Annotated in this window: 24 protein-coding genes; 10 read left to right on the top strand and 14 right to left on the bottom strand. The window is 70.8% G+C overall.

All coding sequences use genetic code 11. The features are described from left to right. Window positions 1-78: 78 nt before the first annotated feature. A complete protein-coding gene (locus tag ACFY9V_RS14210; protein ID WP_355349394.1) occupies window positions 79-948 on the bottom strand; it encodes a CoA ester lyase in 870 nt (289 codons plus the stop codon). Then, window positions 945-2072 carry an aldolase/citrate lyase family protein gene (locus tag ACFY9V_RS14215; protein ID WP_391161470.1) on the bottom strand — a complete coding sequence of 376 codons (1128 nt, stop codon included), beginning with the start codon at window positions 2070-2072 and terminating at the stop codon, window positions 945-947. Before ACFY9V_RS14215 ends, ACFY9V_RS14210 begins: the two co-directional genes overlap by 4 nt. Before the next feature lie 211 nt (window positions 2073-2283). Here ACFY9V_RS14215 and ACFY9V_RS14220 point away from each other — a divergent pair, with 211 nt between their 5' ends. Both ACFY9V_RS14220 and ACFY9V_RS14225 read left to right on the top strand, forming a co-directional pair. Continuing rightward, on the top strand, window positions 2284-2499 hold the full coding sequence (locus tag ACFY9V_RS14220; protein WP_355349388.1) for a type II toxin-antitoxin system VapB family antitoxin: 216 nt from the start codon (window positions 2284-2286) through the stop codon (window positions 2497-2499). Next, entirely contained in the window at window positions 2496-2918 is a 423-nt protein-coding gene (locus ACFY9V_RS14225) for a PIN domain-containing protein (RefSeq protein ID WP_391050374.1), read from the top strand. Before ACFY9V_RS14220 ends, ACFY9V_RS14225 begins: the two co-directional genes overlap by 4 nt. Window positions 2919-2952: 34 nt before the next feature. Here ACFY9V_RS14225 and ACFY9V_RS14230 read toward each other — a convergent pair whose 3' ends face one another. From ACFY9V_RS14230 to ACFY9V_RS14240, 3 genes are read right to left on the bottom strand one after another with little or no spacing between them, the layout of a single operon-like run. Beyond that, complete coding sequence (locus ACFY9V_RS14230; protein ID WP_391161471.1) at window positions 2953-4020, bottom strand: hypothetical protein; 1068 nt, start codon at window positions 4018-4020, stop codon at window positions 2953-2955. Then, the gene (locus ACFY9V_RS14235; protein WP_391161472.1) at window positions 4017-4580 is read right to left on the bottom strand and encodes a sigma factor-like helix-turn-helix DNA-binding protein; all 564 of its coding nucleotides are present in this window, start codon (window positions 4578-4580) and stop codon (window positions 4017-4019) included. The genes ACFY9V_RS14230 and ACFY9V_RS14235 overlap by 4 nt, the downstream gene beginning before the upstream one ends. Then, entirely contained in the window at window positions 4577-4828 is a 252-nt protein-coding gene (locus ACFY9V_RS14240) for a hypothetical protein (protein WP_355349376.1), read from the bottom strand. The genes ACFY9V_RS14235 and ACFY9V_RS14240 overlap by 4 nt, the downstream gene beginning before the upstream one ends. A 140-nt stretch (window positions 4829-4968) precedes the next feature. Between ACFY9V_RS14240 and ACFY9V_RS14245 the strand changes: the two genes are divergently transcribed. The 7 genes from ACFY9V_RS14245 (at window position 4969) to ACFY9V_RS14275 (ending at window position 9480) form a co-directional block, all read left to right on the top strand. Further along, window positions 4969-5790 carry a Scr1 family TA system antitoxin-like transcriptional regulator gene (locus ACFY9V_RS14245; protein ID WP_391050376.1) on the top strand — a complete coding sequence of 274 codons (822 nt, stop codon included), beginning with the start codon at window positions 4969-4971 and terminating at the stop codon, window positions 5788-5790. Further along, window positions 5787-6125, top strand: coding sequence for a DUF397 domain-containing protein (locus ACFY9V_RS14250; protein WP_391161474.1), 339 nt, complete (start codon window positions 5787-5789; stop codon window positions 6123-6125). Before ACFY9V_RS14245 ends, ACFY9V_RS14250 begins: the two co-directional genes overlap by 4 nt. A 78-nt stretch (window positions 6126-6203) precedes the next feature. Next, window positions 6204-6680 carry an SRPBCC domain-containing protein gene (locus tag ACFY9V_RS14255; RefSeq protein WP_391161476.1) on the top strand — a complete coding sequence of 159 codons (477 nt, stop codon included), beginning with the start codon at window positions 6204-6206 and terminating at the stop codon, window positions 6678-6680. Window positions 6681-6762: 82 nt separating this feature from the next. Next, complete coding sequence (locus tag ACFY9V_RS14260; protein WP_355349367.1) at window positions 6763-7341, top strand: RDD family protein; 579 nt, start codon at window positions 6763-6765, stop codon at window positions 7339-7341. A gap of 69 nt (window positions 7342-7410) precedes the next feature. Continuing rightward, entirely contained in the window at window positions 7411-7941 is a 531-nt protein-coding gene (locus ACFY9V_RS14265) for a hypothetical protein (RefSeq protein ID WP_391161478.1), read from the top strand. A gap of 64 nt (window positions 7942-8005) precedes the next feature. Further along, complete coding sequence (locus tag ACFY9V_RS14270) at window positions 8006-8953, top strand: RHS repeat-associated core domain-containing protein (RefSeq protein WP_391161480.1); 948 nt, start codon at window positions 8006-8008, stop codon at window positions 8951-8953. A gap of 26 nt (window positions 8954-8979) precedes the next feature. Further along, window positions 8980-9480: a hypothetical protein gene (locus ACFY9V_RS14275; protein WP_391161481.1), complete on the top strand. Its 501-nt coding sequence runs from the start codon at window positions 8980-8982 to the stop codon at window positions 9478-9480. Here the strand turns inward: ACFY9V_RS14275 and ACFY9V_RS14280 are convergent. From ACFY9V_RS14280 to ACFY9V_RS14310, 7 genes are all read right to left on the bottom strand, one after another. Further along, on the bottom strand, window positions 9473-9976 hold the full coding sequence (locus tag ACFY9V_RS14280; RefSeq protein ID WP_391161482.1) for a DUF1877 family protein: 504 nt from the start codon (window positions 9974-9976) through the stop codon (window positions 9473-9475). The genes ACFY9V_RS14275 and ACFY9V_RS14280 overlap by 8 nt on opposite strands. 51 nt (window positions 9977-10027) lie before the next feature. Continuing rightward, on the bottom strand, window positions 10028-10486 hold the full coding sequence (locus tag ACFY9V_RS14285) for a GNAT family N-acetyltransferase (protein ID WP_391161483.1): 459 nt from the start codon (window positions 10484-10486) through the stop codon (window positions 10028-10030). Between the two features lie 226 nt (window positions 10487-10712). Continuing rightward, window positions 10713-11651, bottom strand: coding sequence for a hypothetical protein (locus ACFY9V_RS14290; RefSeq protein ID WP_391044774.1), 939 nt, complete (start codon window positions 11649-11651; stop codon window positions 10713-10715). A 317-nt stretch (window positions 11652-11968) separates the two neighbouring features. Then, window positions 11969-12487 carry a hypothetical protein gene (locus tag ACFY9V_RS14295; RefSeq protein WP_355348146.1) on the bottom strand — a complete coding sequence of 173 codons (519 nt, stop codon included), beginning with the start codon at window positions 12485-12487 and terminating at the stop codon, window positions 11969-11971. Between the two features lie 229 nt (window positions 12488-12716). Next, window positions 12717-14330, bottom strand: coding sequence for a citramalate synthase (gene cimA / locus ACFY9V_RS14300; protein WP_391161485.1), 1614 nt, complete (start codon window positions 14328-14330; stop codon window positions 12717-12719). Between the two features lie 363 nt (window positions 14331-14693). Next, window positions 14694-15782 carry a branched-chain amino acid aminotransferase gene (locus tag ACFY9V_RS14305; RefSeq protein WP_391161486.1) on the bottom strand — a complete coding sequence of 363 codons (1089 nt, stop codon included), beginning with the start codon at window positions 15780-15782 and terminating at the stop codon, window positions 14694-14696. A gap of 243 nt (window positions 15783-16025) precedes the next feature. Beyond that, entirely contained in the window at window positions 16026-17069 is a 1044-nt protein-coding gene (locus ACFY9V_RS14310; protein WP_391161487.1) for a 3-isopropylmalate dehydrogenase, read from the bottom strand. 165 nt (window positions 17070-17234) lie between these two features. Between ACFY9V_RS14310 and ACFY9V_RS14315 the strand changes: the two genes are divergently transcribed. Continuing rightward, window positions 17235-18848, top strand: a complete 1614-nt coding sequence (locus tag ACFY9V_RS14315) for a fibronectin type III domain-containing protein (protein WP_391161488.1) — start codon at window positions 17235-17237, stop codon at window positions 18846-18848. A 94-nt stretch (window positions 18849-18942) separates the two neighbouring features. Here the strand turns inward: ACFY9V_RS14315 and ACFY9V_RS14320 are convergent, their stop codons facing one another. Both ACFY9V_RS14320 and pruA read right to left on the bottom strand, forming a co-directional pair. After that, window positions 18943-19086 carry a hypothetical protein gene (locus ACFY9V_RS14320; RefSeq protein ID WP_188284990.1) on the bottom strand — a complete coding sequence of 48 codons (144 nt, stop codon included), beginning with the start codon at window positions 19084-19086 and terminating at the stop codon, window positions 18943-18945. A gap of 234 nt (window positions 19087-19320) precedes the next feature. After that, entirely contained in the window at window positions 19321-20952 is a 1632-nt protein-coding gene (pruA, locus tag ACFY9V_RS14325) for an L-glutamate gamma-semialdehyde dehydrogenase (RefSeq protein ID WP_391161489.1), read from the bottom strand. Between the last annotated feature and the right edge of the window lie 23 nt (window positions 20953-20975).

Consider the following 20975-nt stretch of genomic DNA (forward strand, 5'->3'; position numbering starts at 1 on the left):
ATGCGGGCGGGGCCCCGCCGCCGGTCGGCCGGGCCCCGCTTCTTGTCGCTTTTTGCCCGTCCTTGACGGGCATTCGGGTCAGCGTCCGGCGACGGCCTCGGCCAGGGCGAGGACCCTGCGGGCCTCTTCCACGTGCAGATTCTCGATCATCCTGCCGTCCACGGTGACCACGCCTCGCCCCTGTGACGTGGCCTCTTCGAAGGCTTCGACGATCCGGCGGGACCTGTCGATCTCCTCCTGCGCGGGGGCGAAGATCCGGTTGCACGGTTCGAGCTGTGTGGGGTGGATCAGCGTTTTGCCGTCGAAGCCGAGCTGCCTGGCTTGTCGGGTCTCGGCTTCGAAGCCGGGCAGATCACGTACGTCGTTGTAGACACCGTCCAAGACGGCCTTGCCGCTGGCGCGGGCCGCGAGCAGGGCGAGGGACAGACCGGTGAGCAGCGGGGCCCTGCCCGGTACGTGCTCGGCGCGCAGTTCCTTGGCGAGGTCGTTGGTGCCCATGACGAGGACGGTGAGCCGCGGGGAGGCCGCCGCGATGGCCGCGGCGGCGAAGACGGCCCGCGGGGTCTCGATCATCGCCCAGATCGCGGTGCGGTCCGGGGCCCCGGCCCTCACCAGGGCCTCCTCGACCTCCCGTACGGTCTCCGGGGAGTCGACCTTCGGTACGACGACGGCGTCCGGGGCCGCTTCCGCCGCGGCCTTCACGTCGTCGGCGTGCCAGGGGGTGCCGGGCGCGTTGACCCGGACGGTCACCTCGCGGTAGCCGTACTCGCCGCTCGCCGCGGCCTCGGCGACGCGCTTGCGGGCGTCGGCCTTGGCGTCGGGGGCGACGGAGTCCTCCAGGTCGAGGATGAGGGCGTCGGTGGGGAGGGTCTTGGCCTTCTCCAGGGCGCGGTCGTTGGCGCCGGGCATGTAGAGGACGGAGCGGCGGGGGGTGATCCGGTCGTTCATCGGGTGTCCTCCTTCTCGGCCTGCCCGGCCATCTCCACTTGCTCGGCCTTCTCGGCCTGCTCGGCGTTCTCCGCCTTCTCCGCCGCCGCGTAGGCGTCGGCCAGCTCCGGGTCGCGGGCGGCGAGGGCGTCCGCCAGTTCCGACACCACCAGGCACTGCTTGTACGTGGCGTCGTCCTGCATCTTGCCGTCGATCATCACCGCGCCCGTACCGTCGCCCATGGCGTCGATCACCCGGCGCGCCCAGGCCACGTCCTCGGGGGCGGGCGAGAAGACCCGCTTGGCGACCGCGATCTGCACCGGGTGCAGCGACCACGCGCCGACGCACCCGAGCAGGAAGGCGTTGCGGAACTGGTCCTCGCAGGCCGTCACGTCCTGGATGTCCCCGAAGGGCCCGTAGTACGGCAGAATCCCGTGCGCGGCGCAGGCATCGACCATTCGGGCGATCGTGTAGTGCCACAGGTCCTGCTGGTACGTCGCCCGGGGCACGCCGTCGCCCTTCGGGTCCTCCCGCACCAGGTAGCCGGGGTGTCCCCCGCCGACCCTGGTGGTCTTCATCCGGCGGCTCGCGGCGAGGTCGGCCGGCCCGAGCGACAGCCCCTGCATCCGGGGGCTCGCGCCCGCGATCTCCTCCACATTGGCCACGCCGGTCGCCGTCTCCAGGATCGCGTGCACCAGGATCGGCCGTTCGACGTGTGCCTTGGCCTCGAGCTGCGCCAGCAGCCGGTCCACGTAGTGGATGTCCGCCGCGCCCTCCACCTTCGGCACCATGATGACGTCGAGGCGGTCGCCGATCTCCGTCACCAGCGTCAGCAGGTCGTCCAGCGCCCACGGCGAGTCCAGGCTGTTGATCCGCGTCCACAACTGCGTGTCGCCGAAGTCGTTCGCCTTCGCGACCGCCACCAGGCCCTCGCGCGCCGCCACCTTGCGGTCCGCCTGTACGGCGTCCTCCAGATTGCCCAGCAGCACGTCGACCTGCGGCGCCAGCGTCGGCACCTTCGCCGCCATCTTCTCGTTGCCGGGATCAAAGAAGTGGATCATCCGCGAGGGCCGGAACGGCACCTCCCGCACGGGGGCCGGTGCCCCCACGGCCAACGGCCGAAAGAAGTCCTTCGCCGAGCGCATGCCATCTCCCGTTTCATCGATCGAGGGTGGGGAGCCTACGTCTGTGCCCGCACGTATGAGCCCGCGCGCGCCCATCCGTACGCCGCTCACCTTATGACCGCGCCCCTCTCCGGGTTACCCGACAGTACGTGTGCCGTTCGTCACCGGCCCGTTTTCGATATCGGGCGAGATATACTCGACACCTAAGTTGATATCACCGGAGGTGCATCATATGAGCCGGACCGTGATCGACCTGGACGACGAACTGCTCGCCGATGTGGCCCAGGCCCTTGGCACGGGCACGAAGAGAGAGACCGTCAACACAGCCCTGCGTGAGGTTTTGGAGAACCGGAGACGAGCGCTCGCCCTCACGCGTTTGCGTGCCCAAGCCGCCAACGGGGCCTTCGACTTGGAGATCTTCGAGGACAAGACGAACTACCGCCGGTGAACGCGGCGCAGTTTCTGATCGACACCAGCGCCCTCGCACGGATCATGCGCGGCGACGCGGAGCAGTTCGGCTGGGACCAAGCGGTAGCGGCCGGTCTGATCGCCACCTGCCCGATCACCGAGTTGGAGTTCTTCTACAGCGCACGGTCGGCCGCCGACCGTGCGCAAGCCACCGCGGACATGCGCATGCTGTTCGGCTGGGTGCCCGTGGACGACCGCGCGTACGACCGCGCCTGGCAAGTGCAGGGCCTCCTCACGGAACGCGGAGAGCACCGCGGCGCCGGCGCCGTGGACTTGGTGGTCGCCGCCACAGCGGAACTGCAGGGCCTCACCCTCCTGCACCGCGACCGCGACTTCGAGCGCGTCGCGGCCGTTACCGGCCAGGCACTCCAGTGGTACGGGCCTCCGGCCGGGAAGTAGTCGGCCCCAGGGCAAGCCGGGCTCTGGGGGCCTCCTACGGGTCCACGGAGTCGGAGACGGTGGCCGAGTCGCCTCGGACGACGTAGATGGCGCTGCCCGGCGGGGACTCGTCCGAGCGGGAACGGAGGTCGGCGAGGTCGAAGCCGGGGGGCCAGCGGGTGCCGGTCTCGGTCCAGCGGACGGCGGTGAGGTCGGCGCCGCGCAGGTCGACCGAGGTGAGGTCGGTGACGGTGAAGTCGTCCAGGAGCAGGGCGAGACGTCGGTCGTCGCGGGTGGGCAGGCGGTGGGCGAACTGGCGCCATACTCGGTCGATCCGCACGGCGCCGAGGACGTGGGTGGCATGCTCCGCGAGGGACTGGTCGAGGCCGGGGGCGTCGGCGATCTCGTACGCCAGGTCCGCGAGTCGGGCGAGGTCGTCGTCGCCGTACAGTGGGCCGCGCTCGCTGGTGTAGGCGAGCGACCGTCCGAGTTCCCGGGCCTGTTGGAGCAGCCACGCGACGCTGGGGTCGGCGCCCAGACGGTCGTGCGGAACCCCGTCCGGGTCCAGCACGCGAGTCTGGGCCAGTTTGAGGACGAGGGCGAGCTTCTTGTGCCCCACCACAGCAAGTTCGCAGCCGAATTCGAGCACACCCACGAGCAGATCGACGCAGTCGAGGGTGCGTCCCCGGTGGTCGCCCGCCTCGTCCGCGAGGCGTTGCGCCAGGGCAACGGCCCGCGTACCGGCGGCGATCTGCGGCTGGCTCCGCACTTCCATGCGCCCGACGGCCGGGGTCAGCGTGGATTCAAACTTGGCCATGCCAGCAGGGAAGTTGACGTGCAGCATCGCCTCCACGAGGTTCGGACTCCTGGGCGGGGCGTACTTCGTGGTCGGGGCGGGTGGCGGCGGCGCGCCGGGAATCCGGTCCGGGTCCGGCGCGGGGAGTACGGACGCGAGGCCCGCGTCGACGTCGAGGGGCACGTCCTGCGTGAGAGCCGCGTGGCGGGACTGGAGCAGCACCTCGGACAGACCCGCCTCGATGTCGAGGACGGCGTCGAGGTCCCCGGCGAGGGCGAGTGCGTGCTCGGCGAGCAGCCGCTCGTCGTGGTGGTGTTCCGCGGTCACCGGTCGTCCTCCTCGGCGAGGAGACGCACGGCGGCGCGCCGCGCCTTCTTCAGACTGGCGCGTACGGCCTCGGGAGTCATCGTCAGTTGCTCGGCGATCTCGGCGGGCGCGTACCCGTCCAACGTCCAGGCCAGGATCTGCCGTTGGCGCGGCGGAAGACTCCTGAGCAGGGCGAGCGTCACATGCCGCTCCTCCCAGTCGGCGTACGCGTCCGGACGCGGCAGCAGCGAGGTGGGTTCCGGCACCTCGTCCACCGGGTCCTCGCGGACCGCCGCCGTCTTGCGGGCGAGCGCGCGGGCGGCGACGGTGCGGACGTACGCGCGCGGAGTGCGGACCGTGGTCCAGTAGCGGTGGACCTGGATCATCGCCTCCTGCGCCATGTCGGCCGCGACGGCCAGCGCGGCCCCGTGGTGCAGCAGAAAGACGACGAGGCCGCGTATCTCGGCGCGGTAGAAGTCCGAGAACTCCTCGTCCACGGTGCCGCGTACGCGCTCGGGGGCGCCGGTCTCCCCCGGTAAGCGCTGTGCCGACGCGGTGGTCGGCGGTTCATGGTCGGTCACGTGCTCTCATCGTCCCTTCGGCCCGCCGCGCGGCTGATCGTCAGGTGGAGCCGGTGGCCGCCACCGCGTGCGTCGTCCAGTTCCAGCCGGTCCCCCGCCCCGAGGCCGTTGACGGCCTCGGCGAGATACGCGGCGCGCGCGTGCTCGTAACGCGCCCGCCAGCGCAGCCGCAGCCAATACCCCAGCAGCGCGCACCCCTTGGCCGTGAGGACCGAGAGAACGGTGACGGCAAGCGTGGCCCGGTCCATGGTGTCCCTCCCCGAGGGGCCGTGGATTTCGGCCCGCTACAGAAGAAGAGGCGCGGGACCGTACCCCGCGTGAACCCGTACAACCGGACTGTACGAGCCGGACGAGGGTGGCGCGGGTTTGGGACGGAAATAGAGATCGCATGCCCTACGGAAAGCGACCACGAAAAAACTCAGCGTGGCGCGTCATCGGCGCCACGGTCGGCCAGTTCAGGCGTGCGAGCGGTATGTCGCAGCAGCGGCTCGCCGACGAGGTGAACCTCAGCCTGGACCAGATCGCATCGATCGAGCAGGGCCGCAGACCGCTCGGCCTGCGGCTGGCCCGCCAGCTCGACCAGTTGCTCCGCACGAGCCAGACGCTGGAGGTGGCCGTCGCCGAAGTCCCGCAGGCGGAGCGGTATCCGCTGTTCGCGCAGGACTACATGGAGGAGGAGCCGCTGGCGCTGAGCCTGATGTCGTACGAAAACGCCCTGGTACCGGGCTTGCTCCAGACCGAGGAGTACATGCGGGCGGTCTTCAACGAGCAGTTTCCGCCGCTCAGCCCCGACGAGGTGGAGCAGCGGGTAGCCGACCGGCTCGTCCGACAAGCAATGTTCGAGCGCAAGCCGTCGCCGCCGCTGATGTCGTACGTCCTGGAAGAGGCTGTGTTCGACCGGCCTCTTGGTGGCAAAGCGGCCATGCGCCGCCAGATCCAGCGTCTCAGGGAGGTGGCTGACCTCCCCTTCAGCTGTCTCCAGGTCATGCCACGAGACCGCCCGCACGCTTCCCTCGCCGGTCCCATGGTGCTCCTGGAGACCCCCGCCCACGAGCACTTGGGCTACTTCGACGCACACGGCTTCAGCGTGCTCGTCGATGATCCGGATGAAGTCAGCGTGCTCCATCAGAGATATGCGATGCTGCGTTCACAGGCCCTCACTCCTGAGGAGAGCAAGCGCCTGTTGGACGATTTGCTAGGAGAGCAATGAACCACGTTGTACGGCCGCAGCCCTCCCCCGACCTGATCTGGTTCAAGTCGAGCCACAGCAGCGGCGATGGCGGGAACTGCGTCGAACTCGCCTACGACTGGCGCAAGTCCTCGTACAGCAGCGATGAGGGCGGCAACTGCGTCGAGGTCGCGTGCGACTGGCACAAGTCCTCACACAGCACCGGCGAAGGCGGCAACTGCGTCGAGGTCGCCGCGCATCCGCAGGCGATTCACATCCGCGACTCGAAGGACCCCGAGGGCCCGGCGCTCACCGTCACGCCCGCCGCGTGGTCGGCGTTCGTGACGTTCGCCGCCGCGCAGCAGCCCGCGCTCTGACGTATCGGGCGACACGTCCGACGGATCGCCCGCACGGCGTGAGTGCGGGCGCCGACGTTGCGGTCCTAGACTCGGCTCATGGGTAGGACCGACCGCGCCAGCCGGGTGATCGCGGCACCACCGGCGACCATCTACGGCGCCCTCATCGACCGCGACTCCCTCGAAGCCTGGCTGCCGCCTGACGGTATGCGCGGCCGGATCGAGCACTGGGACCCCCGCCCCGGCGGCGGCTTCCGTATGGTGCTCACGTATCTCGACGCGGCCGACAGCCCGGGCAAGTCCTCGGACGCGACGGACGTCGTCACGGTCGCCTTCACGCAATTGGTCCCGCACCGCCGCGTCGTCCAGCAGGCCGTCTTCGAGGCGGACGACCCTTTGTATGCGGGCACCATGACGATGACCTGGTCTCTCACGCCCACCGACGACGCCGCCGACGCCACCGAGGTCGCCGTCACCGCCACCGACGTACCGCCCGGTATCGACCAGGCCGACCACGAAACCGGCATCGCCTCCTCGCTCGCCAACCTCGCCACGTACGTCGAACCGATCGGCTGACCGGCCCCGGCTGGGCGAGTGGTACGCAATCGTTGCAGGTAGAGGGTTGTCTCCTGCCGGTAGGCCCTGTGTACTCGGCGGCATGAGTGACAGACAGCCACCTCCATACGACGGCGACAACGGCGGACAGTCCGGCCCCTGGGAGCACAACCCGCAGGGGCAGCAACAGCCCAACCCCTATGGCCAGCCCGGCCCTTACGGGCAGGGACCCATACCGTCCTACCCCGGCGGCGGCCAGCCTGACGTCGCGAACTACGGTCAACAGCCGACCGGAATGCCCCCGTTGGCCAACTGGGGGGCGCGGGCGGGTTCGTATCTCATCGACGCGCTCATCCTCGGTGTCCCGTACGCGATCCTGCGCTTCGGCATCGGCGGCACGGCCGGGGCCCTGCTGGGCGCGGTCGTCGCCCTGGCCGGTTCGATCTACTTCTCCTACATGGAGGGAACGACCGGGCAGACGCCGGGCAAGAAGGTCGTGGGCACCCGCACGCTGCGCGAGGCGGACGGCCAGGTCCTCGGCTTCGGTCTGGCCTTCGGCCGGCGCCTGCTGCACATCCTGGACGCTCTGCCCTGCTACCTCGGCTTCCTGTGGCCCGCCTGGGACGCCAAGAAGCAGACCTTCGCGGACAAGATCGTCCACTCCGTCGTCATCAAGCCCTGACCCGCACCCTGTTGTCCGTGTGCCCCGGCCCTGCCGCCGGGGCGCCCGGACACGGATAGGCCCGCCTCCATGGACTGGGACCGCGAACGTCCCTGGCGCGACAACATATGGGTCCGCCTCGCGCCCGCCGTGCTCTACGTCGCCGTGTGCCTGTTCTGGCTGCCCGCCCCCACCGTCCCGCTCGTCGGCGGCATGGCCGGCGGCTTGGTGTTCGCGTGGCGAGACCTGAGAAGCCGGCGGCACATCGCCTCAGAGACCGGGCTCACCCCCCGGCAGGTCGCCGTGGCCGCCCGCCTCATGCGCAAGGAGGTCATCCCCTCCGACCCCGCGGCCCGCCACGCCATGACCCTCCTCCTGCACCGCCAACGCCGGGCAGCCCGCACCACCCGCCGCCTGGCGCTCGCCCTCGCCACCCTCTTCGCCGCCCTGGGCGCCGCCGTGCTCCTGTGGGGCCCCACCGCCAAGGACCTCGCCGCCATCTACCTGGCCCTCGCCGCCCTCCTTCTCCTCACCACCCTCCCCTCCACCCGCCGCACCACCCACCGCCTGGCCCGCACCGAAGCCCACCTCACCCCGCCCCCTCCCCTGCTGGAGCAGTGATCCGCAGGCCGCGACCACCTGTTCCGGTCATCGGGAACCCCGCCGCAGTTCCCACACGTCACTCATGACCGAGGTGAAACAATGCCCCGGAGCTGACGGGGACCACGGGGGGACGGGCGTCACCACGCCGGACGGCAGCGTCTGGCGCTATCTGTACGACGCGCTGGGCCGTCGGATCGCCAAGCAGCAGTGGGGCGACAGCGGCCTCATCGCGGAGACCGTGTTCGTCTGGGACGGCGCGCGCATGACGGAAGAGGTGACGGGGCAGGCCGCCACGACCTGGGAGTACGCGCCTGGCACACACCGTCCGCTGGCCCAGATCGACGAACGCTTCTACGCCATCGTCACCGATCTCATCGGTGCCCCCAGCGAACTCATCGGCTCCGACGGCGATGTGGCGTGGCGGAGCACGCGCACGGTATGGGACCGGCAACCAGCCGTCGACGGGCAGACCGACTGCCCGCTGCGCTTCCCCGGCCAGTACGCCGACGCCGAGACCGGACTCCACTACAACCATCTGCGGTATTACGACCCGGTCACCGCCCGCTATCAGAGCCCCGATCCCCTCGGCCTGGTCCCGGCTCCCAACCACCACACGTATGTGGAGAATCCATACGACGAGATCGACCCGTTCGGCCTGAGTCCCTGTACGGAACTGGGTCGCGCCCTCAAGCCGGGCGAGATCTTCATCTACCGTGCCGTCCAGGCCAAGGAGCTGGCACAGCTGCTCAAGACGCGGCGGTTCGAGAACGTCCTCGGCATCGAGACCAAGTACTTCTCGACGACGATGGAGGGCGCAGCGGCTTATGCCCGGGCCGCGTTCAAGGCGTACAAGGAAGAAGGTCCTTATACCCTGGTCAGATCGGTGATCCACAAGGACGCGATCAACCCCGAGAGCCTGATCGACCACCTGGCGGACGCGGGCGGCGGAATCGACGCTCTGGCCCTGTCCGTGGAAGAGATGGCCCACGCGGGACGAGTTCGCATCCTTCCCTTCATGCCCCTGCCCTGATGCACCCCTTCTGAGTGGAACGCGACGTGGACATCATCATCGTTTCGGACAACGCACGGCTTCTTGAGGTGTGGCGGCGGCATTTGGGGGATGGCCTGCCGGTGGAGTTGCGGGAGGCCGAGGCCCGGGATGTGGGCGCTGATGCCGTGATGGTGGCCGGGGTGTTCGCGCACGGGCGGTACGGGGGGAGGCCGACGCCGGGGCGGGCGCAGATTTTGCGGAACGTGCGGGGGGACGGTTATCCGGGTCTTGTCGTGGTGCCCGCCACGCGCCCGGCGATGCTGGACGGCGAGGGGCGACCGGTGGTGCGGCCGGAGTACGCCGACGTCAGCCCCGCGTATTTCGGGGTGTCGCGGGCGCTCGAGGCGGTGCGGGAGTGGAACGCGGGCGGGGAGGTGCCGCGAGTGGACGTACTGCTGTTTCCGCTCGGGCTGTTGGGAATGGAGTCCGTCGAGGACACGGCTACGCCGGAGGCCGTGGGGAGGGCGGTGCGTGAGGGGAGGGAGGCGCTGGGAGGGGCTAGCTGAGCCAGAGGGCTATCGCGTCGCCTTCGGCGGCTGCCGCTTGGAAGAAGGGGACGAGGGCCTCGTAGTGCTGGGTCGCGTATTCGAGCGTTTCGAGGGCTTGGCCCTCGACGCTCGGGTAGAGGACGCCCTCTTCGACCTCGGCTTCGGTGAGGTCCTTGGTGAGGGCGGCGGCGGGGAGTGCGGTCAGGGCGGCGGCGGCCGTGCGGACCTGGTCGGGGGTGAGGTAACGGGGCGGGCCGTAGCCCCAGTCGCCGGCGCCGGGTATCGGCTGGCCGCCGTGGACGATGTCGAGCGGGAACTCGATCCGCCGGAACAGGAAGTCCAGGGCGTCCCACGCCTTGTCGATGTCGAGACAGCGCGGCTGACCCGCGCCCGTGGTCTCCTCCGACTCGGCGTACATCAGGTCGAAGACGAACTCCTGCGTCCAGTCCGGTTCCCGGACGGCGCGGTCGAGTTCGGCGGGTGTCAGACGTGCGTAGTTCTCGATCATGCCCATGCGTCGCATGCTAGCGCCGGGGTCTGACACCCGCCGCCCCTGGAAAGGGGGTTACGGCCAGCGCATGGAGAGGTCGGGCTCCTTCTCCATGTTGCGGGAGCCGTCGTTGGTGTCGACCAGCGTGAAGCCGTGGTGCTCGTAGAAGGCGCGGGCGTCGGTGTTGCGCTGGAAGGCGAAGAGGGTGAGGCCGGCGGGGCTGTGCGCCTTGGCGCGGGCGAGGAGGCGGCTGCCGATGCCCTGGCGGCGCACCTCCGCCAGGAGGTAGAGGGCGTCGAGGACCCCGTCCTCGACGGACGCGTAGCCGACGACGGCGCCGCCCTGCTCGGCCACCCACACCGCCGAGCCGGGCAGCACGATGTCCCGCACCCACGCCTCCACTTGGGCGTCCGTCCGCTTGCGCGGCGGCAGGTACGGCATGGTCACCTCGCGCGAGGTGACGTGGACGTGCGCGATGGCGGCGGCGTCGGCCGCCACCGCGTCCCTGACGATGGTCTCGGGGGTCTCTGTCACCCGCGTGACCTTACGTATCGGGGGCCGTGGGCTCGACCCATTTTCCGTCACCCCTGACAGGACGGCCCCGCCCGGGACGGCCCCGCCCGGGACGGCCCCGCCCGGGACGGCTGCCGCCGTGGGCGGGGCTCGGGGTGCTGGCCGCGTGGGCGGCGGCGGCCCTGCTCGGGGGCGGGGTGCTGCTGCGGGGACGGGACGCGTGACGGAGCAGGGGGGGGCGCGCTCCTCACAGGGCGGGCAGGTGCAGGCGGCCCCGGCCCTCCCGCACGTGGGGCAGGACGGTCGGGTCGCCGACCAGCGCGCCGTCCAGGTCCGTCGTCACGCGCAGGGCGTGTTTGCCGAGGTAGACGGGGCCCGGCTCGGGCTCGTCGCGGTAGAGGACGAAGCCGGTGACGCGGTCGACGCGGTTCGGGAGCAGCCGCCACACGCCGGTCGCGGAGCACACCGTCGCCTCCGGGACCGCCTCGGCCAGCCACGCGGCGGCGCTCGCCTCCACGGCGGCGGCGAAGCGCTGGCTGTCGTCGAAGGGGCGGACGAGGTCGAGGCGCCCCGAGCCGGGGACGGGGACGCCGTCGCGCCATTCGAACCAGGCGCGGTAGTACGGGCGTTGGCCGGACAAGGCGGCGAGCCGCCGTCTCGCGGTCACCCGCAGCAGCGTCGGGGCGCTCGGGTCCCGGTCCTTCAGGCCCGCCACCAGGTCGGGGTGGGCGATCAGTACGGTCGTGGGCGTGGCGCCGGACCAGCGGGTCAGGCACGCGGCGATACGGGTGAGGAGGTCGTCGACCGTTCCGTTACGGGGGTCGGCCGCGATCCACGGCTCGGCGACGACGTTGCCGAGGGCGTACACCTCGTAACCGCCTTCGCGGAACGCCGCGTCGAGGCCGCGCCAGGTCCGCGCCCGGTCCAGGGCGTCCGCCACCGCCTTGCGCAGCTCGTCCTCTTCCGGCTCCGCCCGGTCCACCCTCAGCCGCACGACGGCGTCCGGGTCGTCCGTCACCCGGAACATCACCTCGGCGCCGCCGGCCGCGGGGAAGCGGGAACGCGCGCCGTAGACGGCCAGTCGGCCGGGGAAGAGGCGGTCGCCCATGCGGGCCGCCGTGCGGCGCTGCCGCCGCGTGCCGAGCAGACCTGTCGCCGCTCCGAGCAGCATCACCAACCACAGCACGGGGGGCTCCTTTCGCCTGACCCGACGCTAGCCGTCCGCCTCCGGCGCGGGCCTGAGCATCCGTACTCATCCTTCCCGGGGCGCGGCCCCGTGCGGTTCCTCTGCTGTGGGGCGGTTCGCCGATCTTTTGAGGGGCGCGGGGAACCGCGCGCTCAGCCGCCGACGGTGGCGCGGCCTTTTGAAGACCGGCGCCAGCGGGGCAGATGCCGTTGTCTTCGGGCTTTCAGCCCGGTGGGGGCTGGTCGCGCGGTTCCCCGCGCCCCCGAGAACAAGGCCCTGCGCTGTGGCAGCGCACGTTCCCCGCGCCCCGGAGGGGGTCAGCAGCCGCCGCAGGTGTAGAACAGGGCGTCCCAGTGGCTGCCCTCGTCGGCGTAGATGTTGCCGGAGGCAGCCTGGTACTGGGGGTAGCCGTCACCGCGGAGACCGATGTAGGTGAAGGCGCTGTGGATGTAGTTGGTGATGCAGGTGTTCTTGCCGAAGTCGAGCTTGTAGCCGTTCCAGTGGGAGTACGTGCCGCTGGCGTGGCCGGTCTCGGTGCCGCCGGTGATGTTGAGGGCGCAGCCGCTGGCGTGCTTGAGGGTGACGGCGCCCTGGGCGGTGGTGAGGTTGAGCTGGTCGAAGGACGTACACGTCGAGACGTTGCGGTTGGAGCAGCCGCCGGAGGACGACCAGGTGATGCCCGCGCCGCTGAACATGCTCGTCGCCTGGGCGTGGGTGAGCTTGGTGACGGCGAACGCGTCGGTGGAGCTGGCCAGTCCGATGCCGGGGGCGAACACCGCGGTGAGGACGAGAGTCAGGACACTGAGCACGGATCGGGCGCGCAGACGTAGCGTCATGCGATTCCTCCTGCTGTTTCCGCTGGGGTGGGTGGTGTGCGGGTGACCGGTGTGCAGGTGGCGCAGGAGGAGTGTGCCCGAGCTCTACGCGCGTCCGCCAGTGTCCGCACATGAACGGTCCCGGTCGCGGGGAACACGACCGGGACCCGGAGCACGGCAAAGACCGGTAAAGGCCGGTAAAGGCCGGTAAACGGCCCGCGAGGGGTGACGCCCAGGGGGCCAAATCCCGCTACTGCTCCTGGGGTTCGAGGCCCGCGCGCAGCAGCCCGTACGTGTACGCGTCGTCAAGTGCCGCCCAGGACGCGGCGATCACGTTGTCCGCGACGCCGACCGTGGACCACTCGGCGGCGCCGTCCGTGGTGGTGATCAGGACGCGGGTGGTGGAGTCGGTGCCCGAACGGCCTTCGAGGATACGGACCTTGTAGTCGACCAGCGCGAAGGCGGCGAGCTGCGGGTAGATCCGGCCGAGGGCCGCGAGCAGGGCGCGGTCCAGGGCGTTGACCGGGCCGTTGCCCTCGGCGGTGGCGACGATGCGCTCGCCCTTGGCCCACATCTTCACCGTCGCCTCATTGGCGTGGGTGCCGTCGGGGCGGTCCTCGGTGATGACGCGCCAGGACTCGGTGCGGAAGAAGCGGCGCGGGCCGCCGTTCTCAGCGCGTTCCAGCTCCTCGCGCAGCAGCAGCGCGAACGACGCGTCGGCGGCCTCGTAGGTGTACCCCTTCAGCTCGCGTTCCTTGACGCGCGCGACGACCCGGCCGACCAGCTCGCGGTCGCCGCCGAGGTCGATGCCGAGTTCCTTGCCCTTGAGCTCGATGGAGGCGCGGCCCGCCATGTCGGAGACCAGCATCCGCATGGTGTTGCCGACCTGCTCGGGGTCGATGTGCTGGTAGAGGTCGGGGTCGATCTTGATCGCGGAGGCGTGCAGACCGGCCTTGTGCGCGAAGGCGGAGACGCCGACGTAGGGCTGGTGGGTGGAGGGCGGCAGGTTGACGACCTCGGCGATGGCGTGCGAGATGCGGGTCATCTCGCCGAGCGTGCCGGGCGGCAGGACGCGGCGGCCGTGCTTGAGCTCCAGCGCGGCGACCACCGGGAAGAGGTTGGAGTTGCCGACGCGCTCGCCGTAGCCGTTGGCGGTGCACTGGACGTGGGTGGCGCCCGCGTCCACGGCGGCCAGGGTGTTGGCGACCGCGCAGCCGGTGTCGTCCTGCGCGTGGATGCCCAGGCGCGCGCCGGTGTCGGCCAGGACCAGCCCGGTGACGGCCTGGACCTGGGCGGGCAGCATCCCGCCGTTGGTGTCGCACAGGACGACGACGGACGCGCCCGCCTCGTGCGCGGCCCGTACGACGGCGGTGGCGTAGGCGGCGTTGGCCTTGTAGCCGTCGAAGAAGTGCTCGCAGTCGACGAAGACGCGGCGCCCCTGGGCGACGAGGTGGGAGACGGTGTCCGTCACCATCGCCAGGTTCTCTTCGAGAGTGGTGCGCAGGGCCAGTTCCACATGCCGGTCGTGGGACTTGGCGACCAGGGTGATGACCGGGGCGCCGGAGTCCAGCAGGGCCTTGACCTGCGGGTCCTGCGCGGCGACCGCGTTGGGGCGGCGGGTGGCGCCGAAGGCCACCAGCGTCGCGTGTTTCAGGTCCAGTTCGGTGGCGGCTCGGGCGAAGAACTCGGTGTCGCGGGGATTGGCGCCGGGCCAGCCGCCCTCGATGAACCCCACTCCGAAGTCGTCCAGGTGCCGGGCGATCGTCAGCTTGTCGGCGACGGTGAGGTTGATTCCCTCGCGCTGGGCGCCGTCGCGCAGCGTGGTGTCGAAGACGTGGAAGCTGTCGTCCAGTTCGGCGGTCATGGCTGTCGTAACTCCTGTCGGGTGAGTGGGTTCCCGTCCGGACATGCGGATATCGGGAGGATCCAGCTCCACTTGCCCCCATCGTCCCTCGCGCCCCGCCTCCCGGCGGTGGTGGGCCGGAAAACGAAAAAACCTCTCGCGGATGCGAGAGGTCTGCACGCGGGTCTGGGCGGGTGACGCTCCCCTGTGGTCAGGGGATCAGTCACTGCGGACCGGCGTGCCTGCGGCCAATAATCACGTTGGCGTACGGGTGCACGTTGGCAGTGTGCCACAAACCGGCCCGCTCGGGACGCCGGTCTCACCATTCGGTCGCTTCCCTGGTGGGCGGCGCCTCGCGGTCCGACGCGCCGCCCCCGCCCGCGCTCAGCCGCCCAGCGGGTGCATCCAGCCGTACGGGTCGGCGGCCCGGCCGCCCTGGATGTCGAGAAGCGCCTCCCGTAGGCGCATGGTGACCGCGCCGGGCGCGCCGTCGGCCACCGGCCAGCTCGCGCGGGTGGACTTGACGGACCTGACCGGAGTGATCACGGCGGCGGTGCCGCACGCGAAGACCTCGGTGAGGGTGCCGTCTGCGGCGTCCCGCTTCCAGTCGTCCACGGAGATCCGGCCCTCGCCGACCTCGTAGCCGAGGTCCGCGGCGATGGTGAGGAGGGAGTCGCGCGTGATGCCCGGCAGGAGGGAGCCGGACAGCTCGGGGGTGACGATGCGGTTGCCGTACACGAAGTACAGGTTCATGCCGCCCATCTCCTCGATCCAGCGGCGCTCGATCGCGTCGAGCCAGACCACCTGGTCGCAGCCGTGCTCGATGGCCTGGGCCTGGGCGACGAGGGAGGCGGCGTAGTTGCCGCCCGCCTTCGCGGCGCCGGTGCCGCCGGGCGCGGCGCGCACGTACTCCTCGGACAGCCACACCGAGACGGGCTTGACGCCGCCGGAGAAGTAGGAACCGGCCGGGGAGGCGATCACCAGGAAGAGGTACTCGTTGGCCGGGCGCACCCCGAGGCCGACCTCGGTGGCGATCATGAAGGGCCGCAGGTACAGGGACGCCTCGCCCGCGTCCGGCACCCACGCCTTCTCCTGCCTGACCAGCACGTCGCACGCCTCGATGAAGGTCTCGACCGGCAGCTCGGGCATCGACAGGCGGCGCGCGGAGGACTGGAAGCGCCGCGCGTTGGCCTCGGGCCTGAAGGTGGCCACGGTGCCGTCGGGCTGGCGGTACGCCTTCAGGCCCTCGAAGATCGTCTGCGCGTAGTGCAGCGTCATGTTCGCCGGGTCGATCGAGAGCGGGGCGTACGGCACGAGCTGGGCGTCGTGCCAGCCGCGGCCCTCGGTCCACTTGATGGTGACCATGTGGTCGGTGAAGTACCGCCCGAAGCCGGGGTCGGCCAGGATCGCCTCGCGCTCGGCGGCGGCCAGCGGGTGGGCGGAGGGCTTCAGCTCGATCGTGGGTGTCGTCATGTCCGTGTCCTTCGCCGTGTTCGCTGTCGTTCGCCGTCGTTCGCCGTCGTGCGCTGGCAGGTGCTGTCAGCGCAGGTCAGCCGTTGTCGTTCGCCGTCGTGGCGGCGGGGACACCGGGACAGGTCCTAGGACGTCCGAGCATCCGGTCGCACCGCGGCCCCACCGCCGATTATCGCAGCGGTGGGGCCGGGTACCTACAGGTGGGGCCGGGGCAGCCCCTGGCCTCGAGGTCGGACCGCCGCGTCAGGCGGATACCCGGGCGGCCAGCGCGTCACCGATCGCGACCGTGCTGCGGGCGGGCTGTCCGGTGCGCTCGGACAGGTCGGCCTGGACGGCGGCGTCGATCCGCTCGGCCTCGGCCTCGTAACCGAGGTGCCGCAGGAGCAGGGCGACCGAGAGCACGGTAGCGGTCGGGTCGGCCTTGGACTGGCCCGCGATGTCGGGCGCGGAGCCGTGCACCGGCTCGAACATCGAGGGGAAGTCGCGGCTGGGGTTGATGTTGCCGCTGGCGGCCACGCCGATGCCGCCGGAGACGGCCGCGGCCAGGTCGGTGATGATGTCGCCGAAGAGGTTGTCGGTGACGATCACGTCGAACCGCTCGGGCTGCGTGACGAGGAAGATCGTCGCCGCGTCCACGTGCAGGTAGTCGGTGCTGACCTCGGGGAACTCGGCGCCGACCTGCTCGAAGATCCGGGTCCACAGGTGGCCCGCGTGCACGAGCACGTTGTTCTTGTGCACGAGCGTGAGCTTCTTGCGGGGGCGGGCCTGGGCGCGGGCGTACGCGTCGCGCACCACGCGCTCGATGCCGAAGGCGGTGTTCAGGCTGACCTCGGTGGCCACCTCGTGCTCGGTGCCGGTCCTGATCGAGCCGCCGTTGCCGGTGTACGGGCCCTCGGTGCCCTCGCGGACCACGACGAAGTCGATCTCCGGGGTGCCCGCGAGCGGCGAGGCGACACCGGGGAACAGCTTGCTCGGCCGCAGGTTCACATGGTGGTCGAAGGCGAAGCGGAGCTTGAGCAGGAAGCCGCGCTCCAGCACGCCCGACGGCACCGACGGGTCGCCGATCGCGCCCAGCAGGATTGCGTCGTGCGCCTTGAGCCGGCCGAGGTCGTCGTCGGTCAGCGTCTGACCGGTGGCGTGGTAGCGCTTCGCGCCGAAGTCGAACTCCTCCGTCTCCAGCTTGACGTCCTGCGGAAGCACGGCGGCAAGGACCTTGAGGCCCTCCGTCACGACTTCCTGGCCGATTCCGTCACCGGGGATCACTGCGAGGCTGATGCTGCGAGACATGCCGTGCACCCTACTCCGCGTCCCAGCCCCTGACACGGCGTGTCCGCATGCCGGACGACCGGAGGTATCCGGCATCCTGGGCGTCAGCCGGTCGCCACGCCGCGTTCACCGCGCGGACGGACGCCAGTCGGGCCACGGTAGGACGGCGCTGGGAGATTGCGCGTCATGGACACACCACAGATGGGTATCGACGCCAGGCTCGCCGGTCGGATGAGCATGGCGGAGCAGCACGAATACCTGCGCGCCAAGCTGACCCGCCGCCGGGTCATCGGCGGCAGTGTCGCGGCCGCGGGCACGATCGCCGCCTCCGGCCTCCTCAGCGGCGTCGCCGCCGCGAGCACCCCGAGCCCCGGCGCGGGCCCGACGCTGCTCGGCCGGCCCGCCACCGGGCACCACGTCGACGGCGCGCTGGTCGCCCCGTTCGGCCGCCACCTCGCCTTCGGCCCCGACCCGAAGACCCAGTTCCGGGTCTCCTGGCAGGTGCCGCTCGCGGTCCGCAGGCCGTTCCTGCGGGTCGGTCTCCAGCCCTGGTCGCTCAGCCACAAGATCGAGGCGGAGGTGCGGGCGCTGCACACCCCGCAGCTCCTCAACAGCAAGCTGCCGCCGGTCGACCAGTTCTACCTGCACGTGGCCCTGGACAAGCTGCGTCCCGACACCACCTACTACTACGGCGTCGGCCACGAGGGCTTCGACCCGGCGGACGCCGCCGCCTTCGCGACCGTGGGCTCCTTCACCACCGCTCCCTCGCAGAGCAAGCGGGAGCGCTTCACCTTCACCGCCTTCGGCGACCAGGGCGTCAGCTACCACGCACTGGCCAACGACTCGCTGATCCTGGCCCGCAACCCGGCCTTCCACCTGCACGCGGGTGACATCTGCTACGCCGACCCGGACGGCGCGGGCCTGCCCGCGGACGGCGCGGACTACGACGCGCGCACCTGGGACTCCTTCCTCGCGCAGACCGAGTCGGTGGCCGCGCGGGTGCCGTGGATGGTGACCACCGGCAACCACGACATGGAGGCCTGGTACTCGCCCAACGGCTACGGCGGCCAGGAGGCCCGCTGGGCGCTGCCCGGCAACGGCCACGACCCGAAGAACCAGCCGGGCTCGTACTCCTTCGTCTACGGCAACACCGCGGTGATCGCGCTGGACGCCAACGACGTCTCGTACGAGATCCCGGCCAACTACGGGATCACCGGCGGCAAGCAGACCGCGTGGCTGGACCGGACGCTCGGCCAGTACCGCAAGCAGCACGGCATCGACTTCCTGGTGGTCTTCTTCCACCACTGCGCGTACTCGACCACCAACGCGCACGCCTCGGACGGCGGTGTGCAGGCGCAGTGGGTGCCGCTGTTCGAGAAGCACCGGGTGGACCTCGTGATCAACGGCCACAACCACGTGTACGAGCGGACCGACGCGATCCGCGGCGGGCAGGTGTCCCGGCAGGTGGCGATCGGTGCGACGACCCGGCCGGAGACGGACGGCGTCGTCTATGTGACCGCGGGCGGCGCGGGCCGCAGCCTGTACGACTTCCCGGCGCCGGACTCGGTGGAGGGCGCGGAGCACCACGTGGACTCGGTCACGACGTGGCACTCCGCGAAGGGCGGCGGCAAGGTCGCCGACACCGTCGAGTGGTCGCGGGTCCGCTACACCGGCTACTCGTTCATCTCCGTGGACGTCGAGCCCGCGCGGCCGGGGCGGGAGTCGACCCTGACCGTGTCCGCGCTGGCGGAGACGGGTGCGCGGATCGACCACTTCACGGTGGCGCGGCGCGCGCGGTAGGGCCGGAACCGTGAGACCGGTGGTGTGGAGCCGGTCTCATGAGGCCGGGCCACGGGGCCGGCCGCGGGCCGCGCGCCGCTCGTGCGGGGTGCGGTCAGCGGGCCTCGTGGCCCGTGCTGCCGCCGTTGTCGCGGCGGTCCATGCTGCGCTGGAGGGCGCGGAGGGCGTTCTGGCGGGCGGTCTCGTCCATGGTGATCAACTCCAGGGAAAACTTGAGGAGATGGATGGCGGTCGCCACGGAACGGGGCGGGGAGCGGGCGCCGCGGGGGTGACCCGCGCGAAGGGCGCTGCTCGCATCCGCCGCTCGCTCGATGGAGCGAGACGTTCGGCTTCTTACAAAGTTAGGTCAGCGTGGCCGTCCTGTCGCCACAATTACTCGGACTTCCTACTATCTGAGACGACCGTCACCCATGAGGAGGCCCCCGCCACCGGATGGGGACCGGTGACGGGGGCCGCTGAGGGCAGGGCGTGGTCAGCCCTGGTGCGGGTAGCGGTAGTCCGTCGGCGGGACCAGCGTCTCCTTGATGGAGCGCGTGGACGTCCAGCGCAGCAGATTCTGCGCGGCGCCCGCCTTGTCGTTGGTGCCCGACGCCCGGCCGCCGCCGAACGGCTGCTGGCCGACGACGGCGCCGGTCGACTTGTCGTTGATGTAGAAGTTGCCCGCGGCGAACCGCAGCTTCTCCATCACGTCGGCCACCGCGACCCGGTCCTGCGCGATGACCGAGCCGGTCAGGCCGTACGCCGAGACCGACTCCATCTGCGCGAGCATCGTCTCGAAGTCGGCGTCCTCGTAGACGTACACGCCGAGCACCGGGCCGAAGTACTCCTCGCGGAAGATCTCGTTGGCCGGGTCGGTGGAGACCAGGACGGTCGGGCGGATGAAGTACCCGACCGAGTCGTCGTACGTGCCGCCCGCGACGACCTCGATCGTCGGGTCGGCCTTGGCGCGGTCGATGGCGGCCTTGTTCTTGGCGAAGGACCGCTCGTCGATGACGGCGCCGAGGAAGTTGGACAGGTCGGTGACGTCGCCCATGGTGATGCCGTCGACCTCGGCCGCGAACTCCTCCTTGAAGCCGCCGTCCCAGATCGAGCGCGGGATGTAGGCGCGGGAGGAGGCCGAGCACTTCTGGCCCTGGTACTCGAAGGAGCCGCGGGTCAGCGCGGTCTTCAGGATCGCGGGGTCGGCGGACGGGTGCGCGACCACGAAGTCCTTGCCGCCGGTCTCGCCGACGATCCGGGGGTAGGACTTGTAGCCCTCGATGTGCTCGCCGACCGTGCGCCACAGGTGCTGGAAGGTCTTGGTGGAGCCGGTGAAGTGGATACCGGCGAGGTCCGGGTGGGTCAGCGCGACCTCGGATACGGCGATGCCGTTGCCAGTCACCAGGTTGATGACGCCGTCGGGCAGCCCGGCCTCGCGCAGCACCTTCATCAGCAGGACGGCCGAGTGGGTCTGCGTCGGCGACGGCTTCCACACCACGACGTTGCCCATCAGGGCGGGCGCGGTGGGCAGATTGCCCGCGATGGCCGTGAAGTTGAACGGCGTGATCGCGTAGACGAAGCCTTCGAGCGGGCGGTGGTCGAGGCGGTTCCAGACGCCGGGGGCGTTGGCGACCGGCTGCTCGGCGAGGATCTGCCGCGCGAAGTGGACGTTGAACCGCCAGAAGTCGACCAGTTCGCAGGGGCTGTCGATCTCGGCCTGCTGGGCGGTTTTGCCCTGGCCGAGCATCGTGGAGGCCACGATCGTCTCGCGCCAGGGTCCGGCGAGCAGTTCCGCGGCGCGCAGGATGATCGCGGCGCGGTCGTCGAAGGCCATCGCGCGCCAGGCGGGGGCGGCGGCCAGCGCGGCGTCGACCGCGTCCTGCGCGTCCTGCGCGGTGGCCTCGGCGTAGCTGCCGAGCACGGCGCCGTGGTTGTGCGGCTGCACGACGTCGGAGCGCTCGCCGCCGCCCATGCGCTGCTCGCCGCCGATGAACATCGGCAGGTCGACGGGGTTGCCCGCCAGTTCCTTGAGCTTCGCCTCCAGACGGGCGCGCTCCGGGCTGCCCGGCGCGTACGAGTGCACCGGCTCGTTGACCGGCGCGGGAACCTGGGTCACGGCGTCCATGAAGCGTTTCTCCTTCGGTGAAG

This window comes from Streptomyces sp. NPDC008317, from assembly GCF_042955955.1.
Classification (GTDB): Bacteria; Actinomycetota; Actinomycetes; order Streptomycetales; family Streptomycetaceae; genus Actinacidiphila.

What these genes read in the sequence shown, in the direction of transcription:
- ACFY9V_RS14210 (WP_355349394.1), bottom strand. Translation starts at nt 948, where the DNA reads ATGAACGACCGGATCACCCCCCGCCGCTCCGTCCTCTACATGCCCGGC.
- ACFY9V_RS14215 (WP_391161470.1), bottom strand. Translation starts at nt 2,072, where the DNA reads ATGCGCTCGGCGAAGGACTTCTTTCGGCCGTTGGCCGTGGGGGCACCG.
- ACFY9V_RS14220 (WP_355349388.1), top strand. Translation starts at nt 2,284, where the DNA reads ATGAGCCGGACCGTGATCGACCTGGACGACGAACTGCTCGCCGATGTG.
- ACFY9V_RS14240 (WP_355349376.1), bottom strand. Translation starts at nt 4,828, where the DNA reads ATGGACCGGGCCACGCTTGCCGTCACCGTTCTCTCGGTCCTCACGGCC.
- ACFY9V_RS14245 (WP_391050376.1), top strand. Translation starts at nt 4,969, where the DNA reads ATGCCCTACGGAAAGCGACCACGAAAAAACTCAGCGTGGCGCGTCATC.
- ACFY9V_RS14250 (WP_391161474.1), top strand. Translation starts at nt 5,787, where the DNA reads ATGAACCACGTTGTACGGCCGCAGCCCTCCCCCGACCTGATCTGGTTC.
- ACFY9V_RS14255 (WP_391161476.1), top strand. Translation starts at nt 6,204, where the DNA reads ATGGGTAGGACCGACCGCGCCAGCCGGGTGATCGCGGCACCACCGGCG.
- ACFY9V_RS14260 (WP_355349367.1), top strand. Translation starts at nt 6,763, where the DNA reads ATGAGTGACAGACAGCCACCTCCATACGACGGCGACAACGGCGGACAG.
- ACFY9V_RS14265 (WP_391161478.1), top strand. Translation starts at nt 7,411, where the DNA reads ATGGACTGGGACCGCGAACGTCCCTGGCGCGACAACATATGGGTCCGC.
- ACFY9V_RS14270 (WP_391161480.1), top strand. Translation starts at nt 8,006, where the DNA reads ATGACCGAGGTGAAACAATGCCCCGGAGCTGACGGGGACCACGGGGGG.
- ACFY9V_RS14280 (WP_391161482.1), bottom strand. Translation starts at nt 9,976, where the DNA reads ATGGGCATGATCGAGAACTACGCACGTCTGACACCCGCCGAACTCGAC.
- ACFY9V_RS14295 (WP_355348146.1), bottom strand. Translation starts at nt 12,487, where the DNA reads ATGACGCTACGTCTGCGCGCCCGATCCGTGCTCAGTGTCCTGACTCTC.
- cimA (WP_391161485.1), bottom strand. Translation starts at nt 14,330, where the DNA reads ATGACCGCCGAACTGGACGACAGCTTCCACGTCTTCGACACCACGCTG.
- ACFY9V_RS14305 (WP_391161486.1), bottom strand. Translation starts at nt 15,782, where the DNA reads ATGACGACACCCACGATCGAGCTGAAGCCCTCCGCCCACCCGCTGGCC.
- ACFY9V_RS14310 (WP_391161487.1), bottom strand. Translation starts at nt 17,069, where the DNA reads ATGTCTCGCAGCATCAGCCTCGCAGTGATCCCCGGTGACGGAATCGGC.
- ACFY9V_RS14315 (WP_391161488.1), top strand. Translation starts at nt 17,235, where the DNA reads ATGGACACACCACAGATGGGTATCGACGCCAGGCTCGCCGGTCGGATG.
- pruA (WP_391161489.1), bottom strand. Translation starts at nt 20,952, where the DNA reads ATGGACGCCGTGACCCAGGTTCCCGCGCCGGTCAACGAGCCGGTGCAC.